Genomic DNA, 19,938 nt, shown 5'->3' with positions numbered 1-19,938 from the left:
ATCTCAAGCGAAAAGGATGAATTACACTTATGAATAAAGCTTCTTTTGCGGCTATCGGCATTCAAGAAGACCTAGTTACCCGATTGTCGGAATTCGGCATTAACGCCCCATCCCCGGTACAAGAGCAGACAATTCCACTTCTGCTGGAGGGAAGAGATGTTATTGCTGCTTCCCAGACTGGAACGGGTAAGACCTTGGCCTATCTGTTGCCCCTGCTTCAAACGATTAACCCGGAGCAGAAGGTGGTCCAAAAGCTGGTGCTTGCCCCTACACAGGAACTGGCGATGCAAATCTTACGCGAGGCAGAACGTTATGGTGAACACCGCGGGATTCGGGTGATGGGCCTCATTGGCGGAGCAGCTATCAAACGCCAGATCGACAAACTGCGTGAGCATCCACAGCTTGTTGTGGGAACGCCCGGCCGAATCCGGGAGCTGATCGGACTTCGCAAGCTGAAGATGCATGAAGTCAGCACGATTGTTCTAGATGAAGCGGATCAAATGTTCCAGTTAAGCGGGGCCGGTGAGGTAACGAAAATTGTTAGCAGTGCGCTGCGTTCACGCCAGCTCGTGATGCTGTCAGCAACGATTGGACCGGAGACGAAGGCCTTGGCTAATCGTGAAATGAAGAACCCGGCAGAAGTAGGCATCGCTCCTGGTGTAATGACGGCTGAGAGCTTGGAGCATCATTATGTTGTCGCTGAAGAACGTAACAAAATAGACATGCTGCGTCGAGTCATCCGTCATTACAATCCGGATAAAGCGATTGTGTTCGTGAATGCTACAGATGATATTGCAGAGGTTGAGGCTAAGCTGAACCATCTTGGACTAACCGCAGCGGCCCTTTACGGTGATGCTGATAAGGTAACACGTAGTAATGTATTGTCACGTTTCCGCGAGGGGAAATTCCGTGTACTCGTTGCCAGTGATGTAGCAGCCAGAGGACTGGATATTGAGAATTTGTCACTGGTAGTCAGTTTCGATCCTGCGTTTGATTCCGAGCATTATGTACACCGTGCGGGTCGTACGGGTCGGATGGGAAAACGCGGACTATCCGTAACGATTGTGACAGAGCAGCAGACCTTTATCATGCGTAAATTTGCCCGTGAGCTGGATATTGCCCTTGAAGAGCGGGAAATGGTCGGTGGCAAGGTGCTAGCAGCAGATGAAGCGCGCAACGCTTTGAGTAGTGGGCGGGGACGCAATGAGAACAGTGGACAACGCCGCGATGGAGCTTCTCCGCAGAGCAGCAGACCACAGGCACGAACATCTGGGAATGCAGTCGTGCAGTCGCCAGCAGCCGGAACAAGCCAGCAACCTGCCAAAAGACTGGCTACGATTCATACAAACGAGGCAAGCGGAGAACCTCAGCGCGATTCTCAGCGTAGTGTGAATCCTTCCGCAGGTGCGCGTGGAGGTGCAACTCCTGCCCGGAGTAAACGCAGCAGCAATGCGGAACGTGAGAAGAACCGTAAGAATAAGGGAGCGCCAAAGTGGTTGAAAGACAAAACTCCGAGAGGTGACGGTCAATGAATAATTCTCCCGTATTGCAAATTACGGGCCTCAGTGGTGGATACAGCCTGAATAAGCCGGTGCTGCATGATATTGCTCTTCAGGTGCAGCCTGGCGAAATGGTTGGCTTGATTGGTTTAAATGGAGCAGGGAAAAGTACGACCATGAAGCATATTTTAGGATTGATGTCGCCCCATAAGGGCGATATTACAGTAAAGGGTAAGTCCCGTGCTGAAGATCCAATCGGATATCACAATGCGTTAACTTTTGTACCTGAATCGCCTCTTCTATATGATGAAATGACGGTACGCGAGCATGTTGAATTTACAGCAAGAGCGTATGGGGTAGAACAAAGTGATTACGAAACCCGCACCTTACATTTAGCCAAGCTGTTCCATATGGAAGATAAGATGGACACGTTGTCGACTCATCTATCTAAAGGGATGAAGCAGAAGGTCATGATCATGTGTGCTTTCGTGGCACGTCCTGCGTTATATGTGATCGACGAGCCTTTTTTAGGGCTGGACCCGCTCGGGATACGCTCTCTGCTTGATTTCATGATGGATCTGAAAAAATCAGGCTCCTCTATTCTGCTAAGCTCTCATATTCTTTCTACCATTGAGAATTATTGCGACCGCTTTATAGTGCTGCATAAAGGTAAGGTGATTGCTCAGGGAACGCTGGCAGAAATAGCGGCAACCACTGGACTACAGGGGCTGACTTTGGAGCAGCTGTTCTACGAGCTGGTTCAGGGAGGGAAATAATATGGATTTGAAAGAGCTGCGGCGCACGCGGCGAGGTCGATTCATGGGAAGTATGCTTCCTTATGTGGGATATATCATTCAAAGCGGCGTAGCGATGGTCTTCCTCTTTGTGTTGATTGTCTTCTCAGCTTGGTATACATCGTTGTTACAGAATGTACCAGAAGGTATTCCCATCCGTTGGATTATGCTTGCAATACTACTGCCTGCGGCATTACATAGCAGCTTCCGAACCTATTTGCAGACCCCGGATACAATCTTTCTATTGCCTCAAGGACACCGAATGAAGGAATATTTCGCACCTTCGTGGGTGAGTGGAAACGTATGGAAGATTATTCGATTGTTATTTGTACTCATTACGCTTTGGCCGTTGTACATACGTACAGATGACTCTCCTAAGCGACTGTTATTTACAATATTGATTCTGATCGCTGTGAAGCTAATCGCGAGTTATGGCTTATGGAAAGAGATAGCTATGCTGTCGCGTCCGATGGCTGGCATATTCACGTTCTTACGCTGGGCAGTAGGAGGATTAATTATAGCTGCTTGGTTGTGGCAGCCTGCTGGTAGAAGCCTGATATTTATGGCACTCTTAGCAGCAGCCTATCTGGTTGCATTGTCTGTGCCTGCACGTCACGCCGTGCCTTGGGAAAGACTAATCACCATGGAAAAGAATCAAGGTGGACGCGCGCTGATGGTTCTGGGGTGGTTCGTGGATGTACCGGGCCGTGAGCAGCGGGTGTATCCTCGACGATATCTTTCCAAATGGGGGGCTCGGCTGCCTTGGCGCAAGGATACGGCTTACCGTTATTTGCTGACCAAAAGCTTCGCCCGGGGAGATATCTTCGGAATCATCATGCGGATTTCGGTGCTGGCCTTGCTGCTGAATTGGTTGAACCGTGACAGTTATTTTGGCACCGCGATCTATTTGTTCTTCCTGTTCATTATTGGGGTGCAGTTGTCGGCACTTCGCAAATTGCATAGTGAATCTTTTTGGCTGACAGTGTATCCCTTTCCTGAAGGCAGTAAGGCGGATAATACAACACAATTCGTATTCCGCGCGCACTTGGTAGTGGCACTGATTCTTGGATTGCCTTTCTTAGCTTCTATTGGTGACCGACTACTGCCAGTGATCGGAACATTCGCAGCAGGTATTCTGGTATCCTTTTTGTTTAAGGCATACTTGTCCCGCAAAGCGGCACGGATAGCTGACGAAGATTTGTAAGGAATTCTTTCAAAATAAAAAGGCTTTCTCAAAAGTAGAGCATTCTACGGATGAGAGAGCCTTTTTTTTACGTATCAGAAAGTATATATTGGGGCTCCCGCATAGTACCTGAGTACGCATCGAAGCAAAGCCCAACTTAGTGGGGATATAATTGATGGGGAATGAGACGTACTACGGGAAATGGGAAAGAGCTCGAGGCTCTCTCCCCAGAATGTCATCTCTAGTTAGACAAAGAGTGAACGGCTGATGATTACCAGCAGGATAAAGAGAACCAGAATGGCGCCAGTGCTTGTGAATCCACCGCCACAACAACCGTTAAATCCGCCTCTTACTTCTTCGCTCATGTTCATTCCCCTTTCGGTGTGTGTTGTACTTGTGTACATCGTATTGTATGTGCGGAGAGAGAAGCATGTATAGGCCAATGCCGGAGGAGTCCAGAAAAAAATCAGCCCCGCAAAAGCGGAGCTGATTGTAGGGAATATGAAAGATGGGTTAAGCTTTTTCCAGATCACGCACGCCTGCGTATACAAGATCGAATAGATCTTCGAGCTGATCTTCTTCGATACAAGAGAAGGCAATACGCAGATCAGTTTCTCCGAGAGCGATAGTGCCCAGTCCGTAATTATGAATTAGGTGAAGCCGAAGGGCTTCAGCCGAAACGGTATGAAGCTTCAGACACATAAAGTATCCGGAGTTAAAAGGATAATATGTCCATACATCATCGCCGTATTTGCCGCTATCTAGCAGCGCCTTTACTTTATTCGCACGGCCTTTCATGATTTGGAACTTTTCATCCTTCTGTTCTTCGAATTGCGGTGATTTCAGTGCATCCAGTACAAAGGTCTGCGAAGGATGTGCACCGCTGGAAATGGTGGCGCGAATGATGCCTAATGTTTTTTGCTCCAAGGCAACCAGCAGATCCTTATCTTCCGAGGCATAAGTGATGAAGCCAACACGGAAGCCCCATACGTACTCCTCTTTAGTCGCTCCGTCAATCTTAATTGGAAGCACACGTGGGTGAATATTAGCTAATTTACCGAACAATGATTCCTTTAGTGAATCTTCAAAGAACAGTCCGAAGTAGGCGTCATCGCTTACGACAACCACGTTAATACCTTCTTCAGCCGCACGAAGGATAGCAGCGACGATTTCATCGCCTTCCTTCATCCCTGGAGTATATCCAGTAGGATTGTTAGGGAAGTTCAACAGAACGATCGCTTTTCCGCGTTCTTTTTGAGCCAGCAGCGCTTCTTCAAGACCCGCACTGTTAAAGGTCATTTCTTCTGTGAAAAGAGGATAGTTAACAGTCTCCCCATGACGGCGGATTCCGAAGGTCAGTTCATAGTTTTCCCAGTTCTTATCTGGATAGATAATTGCGTCGCCTGGCTCTGCGAAGAGGTCAGCCACAATGCTAAGCCCATGAGTCAGGGCATTGGTCACAACAGGATTACTGAAGGATTTTCCTTCAAGTGATGGGTTTTCACGTTGCATTTTTTCACGCCATACAGTACGTAGCTCAGGTTTACCTGCCGGTGGAGCATAGCTATACAGATCCTTAGGATTGTAAGCAGAGAGCTTATCCTGAATGATGCCGAGGTGCATAGGCACGCCGCCTTCGGTGGCAATCCCGATGGTTGCATTGTATTTCTTGGCGTGAGCACCTGCTTCAGCGGATTGGCTCAGAATGCCCTCCTTAGGGAAGTAAATTTCTTTGCCAAGCGTAGAGAGCATATCATACACATGTTCATTTCCTGCTTTGATGCTTTCGTTCAATTGTCCAGCTAGTGGATTCATCAGTTTCATCCTTCCAGGGTTCTTTGGGGATAACATACTGTTAACATTGCCTAACATTATATCACCGCGGCTTGCAACCGTCACTTGGAAAGATACGTTTTTTTAAAATTTAAAGAAGTATAAGTTTTACACTATACAGAATGCCCATTTTTGTATGAGAATCAGGTCTATCTTATATATTATTCGGAGTGGTAGGGGCAGTATTTTTTCATCATTTCAATGGTTTCTGCATCCCGTGGATGATTTCTTTCAGACAGACCGGAGATGACTCCAGAACGTCCTTCTTCTTTTAAATTTTGCCCAAACTTAAACTTCGCAGTGATCTCATCGGGGGTAATACGTACAACGGCAACTCCCTTTAGACGGGAACGGTACCTAGGGTCTTCCGATTCAATGGGATCATAACCCCCCTCGGGCTGAAGCTTATTCATAAATAAGGAGAGCACGGTGGCTTTTTCGCTAATGTCTTCGACAGGCTCGGCTGTGCCGTAGGCTGTAACACTTTTAAAATACGCGGTTGCTGGGCAGGCCATCTCTGGATCGCTAAAATAAGACGGAATCAGTGCATACTCATCCGCTACAGTAAAGCAGACCTTCTGTTGATTGCGGATCGCCTTCATTTTGCCACCAGCATGACTGCCGTGAAAATAGAAACACCCACCTGTATATACAAAATTCAGCGGAGTCACCCTCGGCAGCCCCTGTTCATCGCTTGTCCCGAGAAAACCGAAGCTCATTCCGTTTAGAAAAGAGACCAATTCTTCCTCCTGATCTACTTGAAATTCTTTTCTGCGCATAGGGATCACGTCCTTTTCTTAATAGTGTAGAGCGTTTGCTCCGATGTAGATGTTCTTTCAAGAATAGTAGAGTGGTTGACAATTAAAAAGTACCAATTAAGATTGTTTTTAATGGGCCACTTGTGGGCCAAGGAGGGAACAATGAATATCACGCTGGCATACGATCAATATCTAGCGATATACCGTTACAAATATCTAGCGCTATATCACGCGCTCCGCGCTGCAATATTGGAGGGAACTCTCCCAGGCAGCACTCAGCTTCCGTCTACACGAAGTCTGGCAATGCACTATGACATGTCGCGCGGGTCGGTCTCGCAGGTGTATGACATGTTGCTCGCTGATGGTTATGTAAGGACGGTGACTGGGCGGGGGACATTCGTATCGGAGGATAGCTTCTCTTCGGCTTCTGGTAATAATAAGGGTGAAAATAAGGCTTCGGAATCAGCGGCTGGAGTAAGCGGATTAACTGAGACAACAATCCCCCTATCAGCATGGGGCAGGAGACTGCTCGCGCGTCCGACACCCTTATATGAGCAGAGTAGCAAGCATATTGTGAGCTTCCTGAGCAGTGGTATGCGGATGGAGCATTTTCCGTATTCCGAATGGCGCAGTGCGTTGTCTTATGCCGGAGGCAAAGAAGGCGGATTGTTGCAGAGCACTTGTCCGCCTCAAGGTGATGCAGGACTTCGGAAAGCTATTGCTGCGCATCTGCGGATTACCCGCGGAATTCGTGCGGATGCTGAGCATATCGTATTGTTTAGCGGTTCGATGCAAGGCATCGTTATATTGACCCAGCTGCTGCTGGATGCGGGAGGTTCGGCTGTCGTAGAGGACCCGGGTTTTCATGGGATTCGCCGAGCGGTAGAGATCACTGGAGGTCAATTGCTGAGTGGCAAGCTGGATGGAAGCGGGCTTATCCCGGAGGATTGGGATGCACGCTTGTTGTTTGTTACACCGAGTCGTCAATTTCCTACAGGCGTCGTGCTACCCTTGGAAAGACGGCGGACCTTATTGGAATGGGCTCAGCAGCATGATGCGCTTATTATTGAAGATGATTATGATAGTGAGTTTCGGTGGTCAGGACGTCCAATTGAGCCTTTAAAAGCGCTAGATCGCGGAGAACGAGTGGTGTATATTGGCTCCTTCTCGAACACGATGTTCTCTGGCCTTCGGCTTGGCTTTGCCGTGCTTCCTCCCTCTCTGGTGAAGCCAACAATTGCCGCAAAGGCGCTGTATGAGCCCTCACCAGTAGGACTCCTGGAACAGCGTGCGTTAGCGCGGTTTATGAATACTGGCGGTTATGGTCGTCATCTACGTCGGATGACCCGTATTTACGGCGAGCGCGGCCGTATTCTTAGGGCTCTGCTGACAGAACAGCTTAAAGAGCTGTTTGAGCTGCTACCCGGAGATGCGGGGCTGCAAGTATATGCACGGTGGCTACGCAGTCGCGAAGAATTCGTAGCATTCCGTTCGGCGGCGCGCAGGCGCGGTACAGATTTCAGAGATGCGGCGTTATATCAAGTTTCGCTGGGGGAACCAGCCGCATGTTTTGCTTTTGCCCATCTTAGTGCAGTGGAGCTGGAAGAAGGAGTAAAGCGCCTGCTTTTGGCATGGGAAGATGTACAAAGTGCAACATGACAAGGTATGATGGTGGGGATGGGAAGCAAAACGAAGTGAATGCTTACGAAGCAAGTTTTGCGAAGGAACTCAAAGTAGATTATGCTAACAAAACGAAGTGAACGCTTACGAAGCAAGTTTTGCGGAGTAACTCAAAGTAGATTATGCTAACAAAACGAAGTGAACGCTTACGAAGCAAGTTTTGCGGAGTAACTCAAAGTAGATTATGCTAACAAAACGAAGTGAACGCTTACGAAGCAAGTTTTGCGAAGTAACTCAAAGTAGATTATGCTAACAAAACTTTTGGGAGGGAACGTTATGCTGCACGCATCGCCGTCCTCTTTTGTTATATTACCTGCCTTGGCGAAGATTGTGTGCGAACCAAGCTGGAAATGGCAAAAAAGAGAGAAGTCGCTGCAAAATTATGATTTATTCTATGTATGGAGCGGGGAAGGGACGGTTATACGTAACGGGGAACCCTTCCAAGTGGGCAAGGGTAGCTGTTTCTTGTTCCGTCCGGGTGACCATACAAGCGCTACTCATAATCCGCAACGGCCGCTTGTCCTTACATATATTCATTTTGATGTCACGGGAGAGGTGACGGAGATTCCGCTGCCCTATCGCGTACTTGCAGAAACGGTTGAATTTGAGCATCTGCTTGCTCGTTACGTTCGACTATTCTTAGTGGATACGTACGCGGCTGAGGAAGAAGGGCAGCTTGTTCTAAAACAACTAATGATTCATCTACTTAGGGAGGACCGAGTGAAGCCTGTAGAACGTTATGCTAGCAACCATTTAACAGAGATTATTCACGAAATAGCGAACTATGTGAGCCAGCATCCCGGAATTCCGCATCGCGTAGAGGATCTTGCTGCACGTGCAGGGCTGTCACCGCGGTATTTTTCAATTAAGTTCAAGGAGCTTACCGGCTCATCCGTTCAATCTTATGTCATCCGTGCCCGGATTGAGCGTGCTCAGCATTTGCTGCTTTACGCAGGAATGAATGTGACTGAGGTAGCGGATGCTCTTGGATATCGTGATATTTTCTTTTTTAGCCGCCAGTTCAAGCAATACACCGGAAAAAGTCCATCCGAGATCCGCTGATTTCCATTCTTTGTTTCAGATATGTCATCCAAGGGTAAATACTTTGCAGTTTAGTTTACAGAGAATTTACATAACATCTTGGAAGGGGAGACACATAGGATGGTGATCAGACGCCGAATCTGCAACACTGATTGTAAAAGTGGAGGCGCAAGGATTTTTAGAAACCGTTTAAAACGATTAAAACAGTCGAGTGCTTTTGCCATAGATAGCTGGTTCTAAACTAAGCAAGCAGGTATATCAACGCTGGATATGACCAAAGACTTTAAATAACCGGGGCCAACAGGCTGCCGGTTTTTTTGGCAAACTGAAGGGTTAATCATCCTTAACGTTGTATTTTATACAATAGAATGAACTCCTTTGAGGGTAATTTTGCATTCTGTTGCACATCTTACAATCAAATGCAGGGGAAACACCGATTCTAAAGATTATCACGGTGATCTATTGCATGAAGTACAACGAAATCTTTTTACGAGTTAAAATAAGGATGATCTGTTGCGCATTCTGCAATTAAATCAACACCTCGCATCAGATGATGTTTCAAAAGTCCAATGTTGGCTAGTAGTCGATATTTATTTGAGTGAATGGGTTATTACTAAGGAGAGTATTATTCTTGTAATGCATCGTAAAAATCACACGTGACAGAGTTCTAGAGCTATAGGTGGGAGGAGAGAGAAAATGTACGAAATCGTGCTTATACGTCATGGTGAAAGCCAGTACAATGTGCAGAATTTGTTTACGGGCTGGAGTGACCCCGATTTAACCGAGAAGGGTATTCAAGAGGCCAAGGCTGCTGGCAAGCTATTGAAGGATGAAGGGTATACGTTTGATCTTGCTTTTGCCTCGGTACTCAAACGATCGATCAAAACACTTAACTATGTTCTTGATGAAATGGATCTGCTGTGGATTCCTGTGCAAAAGTCCTGGAAGCTAAACGAACGGCATTACGGCGCACTTCAGGGACTCAGTAAAAGTGAAACGGCGATAAAATATGGTGAAGAACAATTGCATCTCTGGAGACGCAGTTTATCGGTTCGGCCCCCTCTGCTGGAGCTGGATGATCCCCGGTATGCCAGAAACGATATTCGCTACAGCAGTGCTCGCCCGGAAGATATCCCGCGTGGCGAGAGTCTGGAGGATACTGTTCATCGTGTGGGCGATTTCTGGAGAAACCGCATTGTCCCCCTTGTGCGTAAAAAGGAAAGGGTGCTTATTTCAGCTCACGGGAATACGCTGCGAGCGTTGATCAAATTTATGGAGGATATTGATGAGGCAGCACTGCTGGAGCTCAATATTCCTACCGGTGTGCCCCTCGTGTACAAACTGGATGAGGACATTAATCCAATCAGCCGCTTTTATTTAGGCGATCCGGAACAGGTGGCAGCCAAGGCACGGGATGTTGCTAAGCAGGGGCATGTGTAAATAGGGATTAAGGGACAGCCGCGGGGCTGTCCTTTTGTTTTTCCTTTTGCGACGGTTTGCTTGGATCTTGTTGTCTTTGTGATATATGAGTATATTCAATAAATCTATGAGGATTTTCTATGTTAGGATGATAATTCTGATGATAGTATTCAATGTGAGTTCAAAAGTAAAGGGGGAATCAATGAACATTTTCGCACGTTTTAATTTGTAAGATGGGTTAGTTGGTACTGTTCTTCCTCAAAAAAACAGGGAAATAGAGGGGAATTATGCACAAAATCTAAACCGGTTTAGATTTATTCTGATTTGTTCTGTTCTGTAACTTACTTGATCTTTGAATAAGCCTTACTCCACAGCGGCTGGCGCAAATTATTTTTAGAGAATAACTCCTTCCTGAAAGAAAATTCATCCTATTGATTTATGAAGTGAATATTTTACGATGACCCATTATCCTAAGCTGTACCTTAATCGAAAGGAATGGTGATAAGTATGAGGAATAATTGTAATCGCTTACTTAAAATATTATTCTGCTGCATTCTGATAACCTCAATCATAACGCCTGGTACCAGTTCTACCGTTATGGCCAAGGTTCTCCCGGGTTTAGCGGATGTATCCCGGGAAGTGGCCGCTGAAGGTATCGTGCTGCTGCAAAATCCGGAGTATAAACTAGCAGGGTCAGAAGTAAATGAGAATGAACAAGTGCTCCCTATCAAGAAGAGTGAAAATGTATCTGTATTTGGCCGCATACAAGCGCATTATTACAAGTCAGGCACAGGATCTGGGGGTGCTGTAAGGGTAGATTATGTGAACGGGATTCTGGAGGGGCTTCGGAACAATCCCAGTCTCAAGTTAAATGAAGAGCTGGCGAAGGTCTACGCCGACTGGATCAAAAAGAATCCTTTCAACAACGGCGGTGGTGGCTGGGCAGCAGAGCCATGGTCCCAGGCGGAAATGCCTTTAACCGATGAAATTGTGGATGCAGCAAAAGCAAAAACGGATGCTGCTGTGGTCATCATCGGCAGAACAGCCGGTGAAGATAAGGATAATACGGACGTCAAGGGTGCCTATAAGCTGACAGACCTTGAAGTTGATATGCTTGACCGGGTCTATGCCAAATTCGACCGAGTGGCCATCGTATTGAACGTAGCCAACGTTATCGATATGTCATGGGCTAAAAACTATCCCAAAGCTGCTATTTTGTATACATGGCAAGGGGGGATGGAAGGGGGGAGCGCAGTAGCTGATGTGCTGACCGGAGACGTTACGCCAAGCGGTAAATTGAGCGATACGATTGCAGCTACACTTGCTGACTATCCTTCTACTGCACATTTTGGCAGCAAAACTGAGAATTCTTATAGTGAGGATATTTATGTTGGTTATCGGTATTTTGAGACCTTTGCTCCAGATAAGGTGCTCTATCCATTTGGTTACGGGTTGTCCTATACCAATTTCAAGATCACTACTGACAATGTCACTGCTGGTGAGAATGAGGTTGCGGTGACTGTAACTGTTCAGAATACAGGTAAGGTGGAAGGCAAAGAAGTTGTACAGATTTATTACGGTGCACCACAAGGTAAACTTGGTAAACCGGCCAAGGAGCTTGCTGCTTTTGCTAAGACCCGGCTGCTACAGCCTGGGGAAGCACAGTCAATCACCATCACATATGACACCAAAGATATGGCTTCATATGATGACAGCGGAATTACAGGTCATGATTCATCTTATGTCCTAGAAGCTGGTGACTATAATATTTATGTAGGCAACAGTGTAAGTGACAGCGTAAAGCAAGGAGTATACAGTCTAAATACTTTGAAGGTTGTAGAAACCTTGCAGGAAGCGCTCGCGCCTACTAAGGAATTTGATCGCATCAAACCAGGTCAGCCGAATGGAAATGGTACTTTTACCACTGTTACTGAAAAGGTACCGATAAGAACTACCAACTTGGATGAGAGAATCAAACAAAATCTCCCTGCGTCCATTCCACAAACTGGGGACAAGGGTTATACCCTATTGGATGTATACAATCAAAAAGTGACTATGGACCAGTTCATCGCACAATTGTCCAACAACGATCTAGGGGCCATTATTTTAGGGGAAGGGATGTCCAGCCCTAAAGTTACTGCTGGCATCGCTGCCGCCTTTGGTGGTGTCACTAAAAATCTGCTGAAATTCGGACTCCCTATCGACAGTGCGGCGGACGGCCCTTCAGGCATCCGGATGGAGACCAATGCAGAGAAGGCAACCAGTATCCCGAACGGGACGATGCTTGCTTGTACGTGGAACACGGAGCTCAATGAAAGATTATTCGATCTTCTTGGCAAAGAAATGTTGATTAACAATATTGATACGCTGCTAGGACCGGGAATCAATATCCATAGAAGTCCCCTGAACGGGAGAAACTTCGAGTATTTTTCGGAGGATCCGTTACTGACAGGCATCATGGCTGCTGCACAGACAAGGGGTCTTCAGAAGAACGGTACGGCACCAACGATTAAGCATTTCGCTGCGAACAATCAGGAAACGGATAGACATCTTGTGAATGCACTTGTCTCTGAAAGAGCGCTGCGCGAGATTTATTTGAAAGGTTATGAAATGGCTGTGAAGAGTGGAAAGGCGCGTTCAGTGATGACGTCCTATGGTCCGGTAAACGGTACTTGGGCTTCCAGTAACTATGATCTGAATACCACCATCCTTCGCGGAGAATGGGGCTTTGACGGTATTGTCATGACAGACTGGTGGGCGAAGATGAGTGAGGACCAGGGCTTCTATGCCACTTCCAATCGTTATGATGAAACCAATGGCAAAGCTATGGTTCGTGCCCAAAACGATCTTTACATGGTAATTCCGAACGATTATGCAGAAACGCATAAGAACCGGAATAACAGTACATTTAATACGATGACATCGCTTGCTAACGGCAGTCTGACTTTAGGAGAATTGCAGCGTTCTGCTAAAAATATCACGAGCTTCTTGATGCAATCTCCAGCCTTTGCAAGAACGGCAAAGATTGACTACGTGGTCAATTACACGCCGGGAAAAGATTGGTTCCGGGTGAATACGGACAAATCGGGTGATCCGCAGCTCTCCGAGATTACGGTAGGCGGCAAAAAGATCAAGATATTTAATCCATTGAAACTCGACTATAAGGCGTTTGGTGAAACGACTGAAATAAGCAGCTACCCTGAAGTCAAAGCTACGGCGACAGCCGGTGTAGACGTAAGTGTACGACAAGCTGATAAAGATAGACCTGCTGCTGTAATTACTGCTTCGGCCGGAGGAGAGAAACGGATCTACAAGGTTATCTTCACTTCGGAGGAAGGCTTGGAACCGATTTTTGAGAATCCGACCTATGCTTATTTAAAGAATATCTCGATTGATGGTAAGCCGCTTGAGGGCTTTGCACAGACCAGGTTCAGTTATGATGTAGGTCTCAGTAACGGGGCTGCTTTACCTAAAGTTACGTTTGAATCGAATGATGGTGTAAAAGCGACAGCCAATGTAGAACTCATCAATAAAAGAGTGACGATCAAATGTATCAGCTCCGATCAGGCGAATTCCTATGTGATACAGTTTGGTACGACACCACAGAGCGATGAGTTCGACACTACGAGTTTAAGCAACTTCTGGACGATTAATAAAGAGACTGCTACCAATACAGAAAACAACAAAAATTGGTCTTTGAGCACTGCTCCCGGCAATTTGAGAATCATCGCTGAAAGAGGGGACTTCTGGAGTGATCATGCAGATTTGAAGAACTATTTCCAGCAGGAAGCCTTCGGCAACTGGGAAGCAACCGTAAAAATTAATATGAGCAAAGCGCCAAATCAAAATTATAACGGCGTTGGCATCACGGCTTCACAGGATAACAATAACTATATCTGGGTGAAGTATGAATACAGTAGCGGCAAGATCATTGGCATGACCAAAGAAACCGGAGGCACGGAGCCTGTTACCATCGGACAACTGTCTGCCAGTCAGCTCACTAGTATTTTCGGAGAAAAGAAAGAGCTATATTTACGGCTGAAAAAAATAGGTAACAGCTACTCCGGTTATGTCAGCGCTGACGGCAAGGAATATATTTCACTAGGCAGTACAACTGCGAATTATGCCAATCCGAAGTTTGGGTTACTTGCGTCCAACGGAAGTCAGACTCTCACAGATCCATTTATTGTTGATTTTGATTATGTCAGAATCAATAGTGATGTAGCTTTGGCAGTAAAGAAGATTGGGAAAAATACTAAATTGAAAGTAGCTGAAACGGAATTTGCCTCCATTACTCCAATAATCACGCCGGTAAGCAGCAATGATGTAGACGGCGGATTATGCTACACCAACACAAGCAAAGGTGAAGCCATTTCCTATAAGGTAAATGTGGAGAAAGAAGGCATGTACAAAGTCACATCACGAATTCGTTCCAGTCAATCGGATGTCGCCCAAATGTCCTTTGGCGTCTATGATGGCGATAAGCTACTGGGAACCTTTGACCTTACCACGACTAAAGGGGTATGGAAAACCTTCAGAATCCCTGATATTCATCTGTCGGAGGGCGAGCATACCCTTAGAATTGTATTTGAGAGTGCTGGCATTGACTTGAACTGGCTAACCTTTCAGTTAAAGCAGGACAATGTAGACACTTCTGCGTTAGATGCGGATATCAAGGCTGCTCAAAACATCGATATGAGTGCATACACAGCTTACAAAAAGCTCAAATTCAACGCTGTGCTGGAAGAGGTCAAGGCTGTTCTTGCCGAGCCGATCAACGATGAGGTTGTTGCAGAGGCCATAGCTTCTTTGAAAACGGCTATAACAGATCTGAGCCTATCGTCCATGCCGATCAATATTGCTCCGAGAGAAACGTTGAAGGTAGAGAACGGTATTAGAATTTATCCTTATAATGCACCATGGATTTATGCAACCAATACCCAGTTCAGATTTGAAAGTGGCACGGAGGCCATGAGCTATGTCAATTCTAATGACCTTGTTTATTTCGGTCAGGTTGACTTGACCAATCTTGTGGAAGTCAGAGTGCAGTATGCACGTGAAGGCGGAACCTCTCCATCCTTTAAGTTCTATACAGAGGCGGACAATACGGGTAAACCAGTTAAACGAGCTACCACAACAGGAAGAGCATACGCTGATGCTTACAGCGGCGGAGGTTCTTTTGAACTTGGTAATGAATTTGCAAGCATTAGTTTTGCTCAGAAAGCAGGCGCTGCTTGGGGAAATTATGGCATGGCAAGCACCAAGCAAACGCCCGGAAATTCTTATATTGATCATTATTTGACAGCGGAAACCTTCCTAGACAGAAGCAAAGTGACTGGAAAACAAAATGTGTATATGATTTTTAACGGATTAAATGCTAATTTGCAATATGTTGAACTCATTTATGCTGAGCCGATTGAAGTAACCTTCGATCAGAATTATCTGGACGCACCGTCGCCTACTAAGGTAACCGCACTTAAAGGTGAAGCATTAAGTAGCTTACCTATGGCACCGGAACGCGAAGGTTACATTTTTGATGGCTGGTTTGATAATAAAGAAGGGACCGGTAATGCATTAACCGCAGAGACAGTATTGAATAGAAGCACGGTGTATTATGCCAAATGGACAGAGGATACCCATGCCAGAGACATTGTATCGATTGTTCAGCCGCAACTGCTAAGTGTACCGTTCGGGACTGCTGAAGGAGAATTGAATCTACCTGCTACAGTGGAAGCGACATTGGGCAACAAAAAGGTAATTCACTTGCCTGTACAATGGGACGGTAAAGATTATAACGGCGGCAAAGCTGGGAATTATACGCTTGCAGGCAGCTTTGAGCTACCAGAGGGTGTGTTGAACAGTACCCATCAAACTGTTTCTATAACAGTGGTTGTACTGCCAGAAGGCACTAAACCTATCCAGATTACTAAAGTTGAGAAGCTGGAGGGTAAGAATGTTGAGTTTGGCACCGCCTTTGATAAGCTGGAATTGCCATCTTCAGTTACAGTAACACTGGATACGTATGAGATGAAGGAACTTGTTGTTCAATGGAGCCCTACTGGTTATAACGGTAATGCAGAAGGATCATACGTACTGAACGGTACTATGGTTCTGGAAGAAGGAATGATCAATCCGAATGATCTGAAAGCTTCCATCACTATTCAGGTAATGCCGGAGGTGATTCGTATTGCTGAGATTACCGCCGTGCAGGATTTGGAAAGTAAGAGCGTTCCATTCGGGACTCCATTTCATGGATTGAAGCTGCCATCTTCAATTAAAGCTACATTGAATAACGGGGAGACCAAGGAGATATCCATTGAATGGAACGATGAAGGTTACAATGGCGATAAACAGGGGACTTATATCCTGAATGGTGCGCTAGTACCTGTGGAAGGGATCAGCAATCCAAAGAACCTGAAGGCAACCATTAAGATCGATGTACTGCCAGAGATCGTTACGACTCCGGAGATTACGGCAGTGCAAGCACTAGCAAGTAAGAGCGTTGCTTACGGTACCGGATTTGACGCGCTGGAGCTGCCAGCGTCAGTATCTGTAACTCTAAATACCGAGGTGAATAGGGTCATTTCTGTTCAGTGGAACAAGGAAGGCTATAACGGTAATGCGGAAGGAACATACACTATCAAGGGGGATCTGATCTTGCCGGAGGGTGTAGGTAATCCGCTTGGTCTGAAGGTGCAGATTTCTGTGATCGTTAAACCTTACAGCGGCGGATCAGGTGGAGATAGCGGTCAACCAAACACACCAACACCGACTACCCCAGCGGTACCTTCAGTACCGTCGATTCCTGGAGAAGTCATAAAACCTGGAGAACAGCAGACTCCAAAAACAGATGAAAAAACTAAGACACCGGAACTAATCAGACAAGAGCTCAAGAATAAATTCAAAGATGCTGCTCTAATTCCTACTTGGGCAGAATCCGCAATTGCAGCGCTGATGGAGAGAAATATTATCGGCGGACGCACAGACGGAAGCTTTGATCCAAGCGGGAAGGTAAACCGTGCCGAGTTTGTTGCCATGGTAGTAAAAAGTTTCAACTTCAGCATGGGTGAGAATCAAAAGCAGTTTACTGACGTTCTGAAAGATGCTTGGTATAAAAACTATGTTGAGATTGGTACTTCTAATCAGCTGATCAACGGTATCGGTAATGGAATGTTTGCTCCAAATAGCAGCATTAGCCGTCAGGACTTGTGTGTAATTCTATTCAATGCATTGAAGAAACTGAATGTTGAATTACCGCAAGCGATGAACCATGACTTCCCAGATGATGCTTCTATCGCAGGTTATGCTAAAGAAGCGGTCTATGCCTTCAAAGATCTTGGTATTGTTAATGGAGGCAGTGGTGGAGAAATGCATCCGACAGCTTCGGCAACAAGAGCTGAAGCAGCTGTGATCATCAAAAATGTGCTCGATTACTATGCTAGTGTAACAAGCTCTAAAGTGAAATAAACAAAATAAGGGTATCCCGGCGCCGATTTTAAATCGGTCAGGGATACCCTTATTTTGTTATATCGTAACTTTACTAAGGCTGATGCAGCGTCCCCAGCAACTCCCCCATTTTTACCTTCGAGTTGACCTCAAGGTTAGGTCTTGGGGTAAAAGTACCGCTTTCCATAAGTAGTACTACAGTGGAGCCGAACTCGAAATAGGCTAGATCATCGCCGATTTGCCACTCGGTAGCATTAGCATCCGTATACCGGATGCTGCTGACGTTCATCGCGCCTACCTTTACTACTGCGGTTTCACCATAGCTTCCAGCGATATACGTAATGAGACGTTCGTTACGATTCAATACACCCTTCATATGTCGCATACCGAAATCATTGACAGGGTAGGCTCGTCCACGAATATAATCGCTCTCCACCTTATGTCCAGTAAGGGGAGAGTGAATCCGGTGATAATCTGTAGGACTCAGATAAAGGACGAAGAAAAAGCCCTTTTTGTACAGCTCCAGATGTGGAGAATGATTTAGTAGATCCTCGATCTTATAATCCTGCCCTTTTACATTCATAATCGTACCAGAATTAATATCGCCCATAGCAGTAATCATTGCATCTACGGGACTAACTAAAGCGTCAGCATCGGTTGCAATAGGCCGCATGCCAGGCTTCAGCCGGCGGCTGAAAAACTCATTAAGAGTGAGATATTCTCCAGGATTCTTCTCCGCCTGCGCGGAGGGGATTTGATAAGTCTTAATAAATACCGGGATTAGAAAACGGCTGAGTCTACTATGAGAAAAAGACCCCATTATCCGTGAAATCCATCGGTGCGAGGATAGCTCGGTCATCAGCCGCAGCAATTGTTTTACCATGCCCATCTCCCTTCCATAATACAGCAGTACGGCTGTATGCGGCCGTCTCTGCTCTGCATTATATTGACATAGAATAGGAGACAAATCAATAACCGTTATATATGAGACTATTCTTTTCTAGTAAAAAACGTGCGTATCCCATGGGTCTTCGGTAACTCTCCTTCCAAATCTCTGTTAGGCCAGCTTTGTGAAATCCATAGCGTTGGTCGCGGCCATTGCATTCTATGAAGAAGAGTTGGCCGTCCTTAGTAATGCCAATATCCAGTCCGATATCAGCTAGACCTGGAAGGTCTTGTTCGAGACAACGTGCGATCACAAGACTAAGTGCTTCGACAGACATACGGATATGGGCTGCTGTTGATCTAGTGAAAGCTTTTTCAAGTGCAAAGGAAGAGCTTAACGCTTCGCCTCCACGGGCTATATTGGAGACAAAACCCCCAGGGGGTGCCAGTTTGGCAAAGAGCCCCGTGACTTGCCAATCTCCTCCCCAGCCGCGTTGAACAGTGACCCGTAGATCAAATGGACGTCCTCCAATCTCCGCAAGGGGAATACGCTCCTGCACGAGATAAGGGACGGAGGCAAGACGTGTTCGGAGGGCTTTTGGCAGTGCCCCCTGATAGACGGGAGTGCTTATCCAGCGCCGCATTGAGGGAGAGAGATAATTTAGGCTCCAGTGCTGTGTTCCTTTGCGAACCAGCCGCATAACACCATGCCCAATGCTTCCACGGCATGGTTTAAGAATAAGATCGGGGTAATGGTTCATCATTTGTTTGAGTCCAGATACTCCTGTTGTTGCAGGTAATACCTCACGAAGCTCTTCATGCTGCTCAAGCAGTTCATGGATCTCATCTTTGCCGTATCGATTGCATGTATTGTACACCAAAGGATGGTGCCGCAGCAGACGTTGCATCCCTGGACTATTTTGGCTGTATATCGCCCGGTTATGGATGACTGTGGGCGTAGGTACTACAACGCTTTTATATCCAAGAGAACCTTTTATATAGGCGGCACTGAAGCCTGAGTCTGTATCGATGTCCGCGAGCTTCAGGAAGCAAGGGACTAAGCCGTATGCAGCGGCCGCCTCTTCATAGTTGAATAGAGACTCCTGTCCTGTTTTTAGCCTGGGAACGCCTCGGTGCATATCGGCATTTAGTAGTATTCCAACGAGCTTATGCCCCATGTCTGTACCTCCTGTTTCTTCGGCCACGTGATTCCCGCCTTTACTACTCTTGTCATTGTATGTTTGTACCCGCGTGTCAGGGTGGACGAATGCGCGGCGGCAGAAGCCTTTTTTTATAAATATAAGAAAGTATAAATTTCATCAGAATCTAATAAAGGGCTTATTGCAAAAGGGTGTCATCAGCCCATACCGCTGCATATGATGCCTAGGAGAAACATTAGA

12 protein-coding genes are annotated in these 19,938 nt (G+C 46.3%); 7 read left to right on the top strand and 5 right to left on the bottom strand.

What is annotated here, in order from left to right; translation table 11 throughout:
- Positions 1 to 29: 29 nt before the first annotated feature.
- Genes ACN6MV_RS25945 through ACN6MV_RS25935 form a run of 3 tightly spaced genes read left to right on the top strand, consistent with a single transcriptional unit; the run spans position 30 to position 3,497 of the window.
- Positions 30 to 1,532 (top strand): DEAD/DEAH box helicase, encoded by a 1,503-nt coding sequence (locus ACN6MV_RS25945; RefSeq protein ID WP_419885164.1) that lies wholly within the window; start codon positions 30 to 32, stop codon positions 1,530 to 1,532.
- Positions 1,529 to 2,275, top strand: a complete 747-nt coding sequence (locus ACN6MV_RS25940) for an ABC transporter ATP-binding protein (RefSeq protein ID WP_419885163.1) — start codon at positions 1,529 to 1,531, stop codon at positions 2,273 to 2,275. The genes ACN6MV_RS25945 and ACN6MV_RS25940 overlap by 4 nt, the downstream gene beginning before the upstream one ends.
- Position 2,276: 1 nt before the next feature.
- The gene (locus ACN6MV_RS25935; protein WP_419885162.1) at positions 2,277 to 3,497 is read left to right on the top strand and encodes an ABC transporter permease; all 1,221 of its coding nucleotides are present in this window, start codon (positions 2,277 to 2,279) and stop codon (positions 3,495 to 3,497) included.
- Between the two features lie 224 nt (positions 3,498 to 3,721).
- On the opposite strand, the gene ACN6MV_RS25930 is transcribed toward ACN6MV_RS25935, so the two are convergent.
- The 3 genes from ACN6MV_RS25930 to ACN6MV_RS25920 form a co-directional block, all read right to left on the bottom strand.
- Complete coding sequence (locus ACN6MV_RS25930) at positions 3,722 to 3,841, bottom strand: YjcZ family sporulation protein (protein ID WP_212567871.1); 120 nt, start codon at positions 3,839 to 3,841, stop codon at positions 3,722 to 3,724.
- Between the two features lie 148 nt (positions 3,842 to 3,989).
- Positions 3,990 to 5,291 carry an aminotransferase class I/II-fold pyridoxal phosphate-dependent enzyme gene (locus ACN6MV_RS25925; protein WP_419885161.1) on the bottom strand — a complete coding sequence of 434 codons (1,302 nt, stop codon included), beginning with the start codon at positions 5,289 to 5,291 and terminating at the stop codon, positions 3,990 to 3,992.
- A 179-nt stretch (positions 5,292 to 5,470) separates the two neighbouring features.
- The gene (locus ACN6MV_RS25920; protein ID WP_419885160.1) at positions 5,471 to 6,088 is read right to left on the bottom strand and encodes a pyridoxamine 5'-phosphate oxidase family protein; all 618 of its coding nucleotides are present in this window, start codon (positions 6,086 to 6,088) and stop codon (positions 5,471 to 5,473) included.
- 141 nt (positions 6,089 to 6,229) lie between these two features.
- On the opposite strand from ACN6MV_RS25920, the gene ACN6MV_RS25915 reads away from it, so the two are divergent.
- The 4 genes from ACN6MV_RS25915 to ACN6MV_RS25900 all read left to right on the top strand — a co-directional run bounded on the left by ACN6MV_RS25915 (position 6,230) and on the right by ACN6MV_RS25900 (position 17,674).
- Positions 6,230 to 7,726, top strand: coding sequence for a PLP-dependent aminotransferase family protein (locus tag ACN6MV_RS25915; protein ID WP_419885159.1), 1,497 nt, complete (start codon positions 6,230 to 6,232; stop codon positions 7,724 to 7,726).
- A 297-nt stretch (positions 7,727 to 8,023) separates the two neighbouring features.
- Positions 8,024 to 8,809, top strand: coding sequence for a helix-turn-helix domain-containing protein (locus tag ACN6MV_RS25910; RefSeq protein ID WP_042130864.1), 786 nt, complete (start codon positions 8,024 to 8,026; stop codon positions 8,807 to 8,809).
- A gap of 675 nt (positions 8,810 to 9,484) precedes the next feature.
- The gene (gpmA, locus tag ACN6MV_RS25905) at positions 9,485 to 10,228 is read left to right on the top strand and encodes a 2,3-diphosphoglycerate-dependent phosphoglycerate mutase (RefSeq protein WP_042130863.1); all 744 of its coding nucleotides are present in this window, start codon (positions 9,485 to 9,487) and stop codon (positions 10,226 to 10,228) included.
- A gap of 576 nt (positions 10,229 to 10,804) precedes the next feature.
- Positions 10,805 to 17,674 carry a glycoside hydrolase family 3 C-terminal domain-containing protein gene (locus ACN6MV_RS25900; RefSeq protein ID WP_419885158.1) on the top strand — a complete coding sequence of 2,290 codons (6,870 nt, stop codon included), beginning with the start codon at positions 10,805 to 10,807 and terminating at the stop codon, positions 17,672 to 17,674.
- Between the two features lie 73 nt (positions 17,675 to 17,747).
- On the opposite strand, the gene asd is transcribed toward ACN6MV_RS25900, so the two are convergent.
- A complete protein-coding gene (gene asd, locus ACN6MV_RS25895) occupies positions 17,748 to 18,536 on the bottom strand; it encodes an archaetidylserine decarboxylase (RefSeq protein ID WP_042130862.1) in 789 nt (262 codons plus the stop codon).
- Between the two features lie 85 nt (positions 18,537 to 18,621).
- The gene (locus ACN6MV_RS25890; protein ID WP_419885157.1) at positions 18,622 to 19,743 is read right to left on the bottom strand and encodes a YheC/YheD family protein; all 1,122 of its coding nucleotides are present in this window, start codon (positions 19,741 to 19,743) and stop codon (positions 18,622 to 18,624) included.
- Positions 19,744 to 19,938: the final 195 nt, after the last annotated feature.

Origin of the sequence: Paenibacillus sp. B-A-8 (assembly GCF_048572915.1) — a bacterium.
In the GTDB taxonomy this organism is placed as follows: Bacteria; Bacillota; Bacilli; order Paenibacillales; family Paenibacillaceae; genus Paenibacillus_AQ.
Note: the sequence above shows the minus strand (reverse complement) of the source record. Positions and strands in the feature narration are given on the sequence as shown.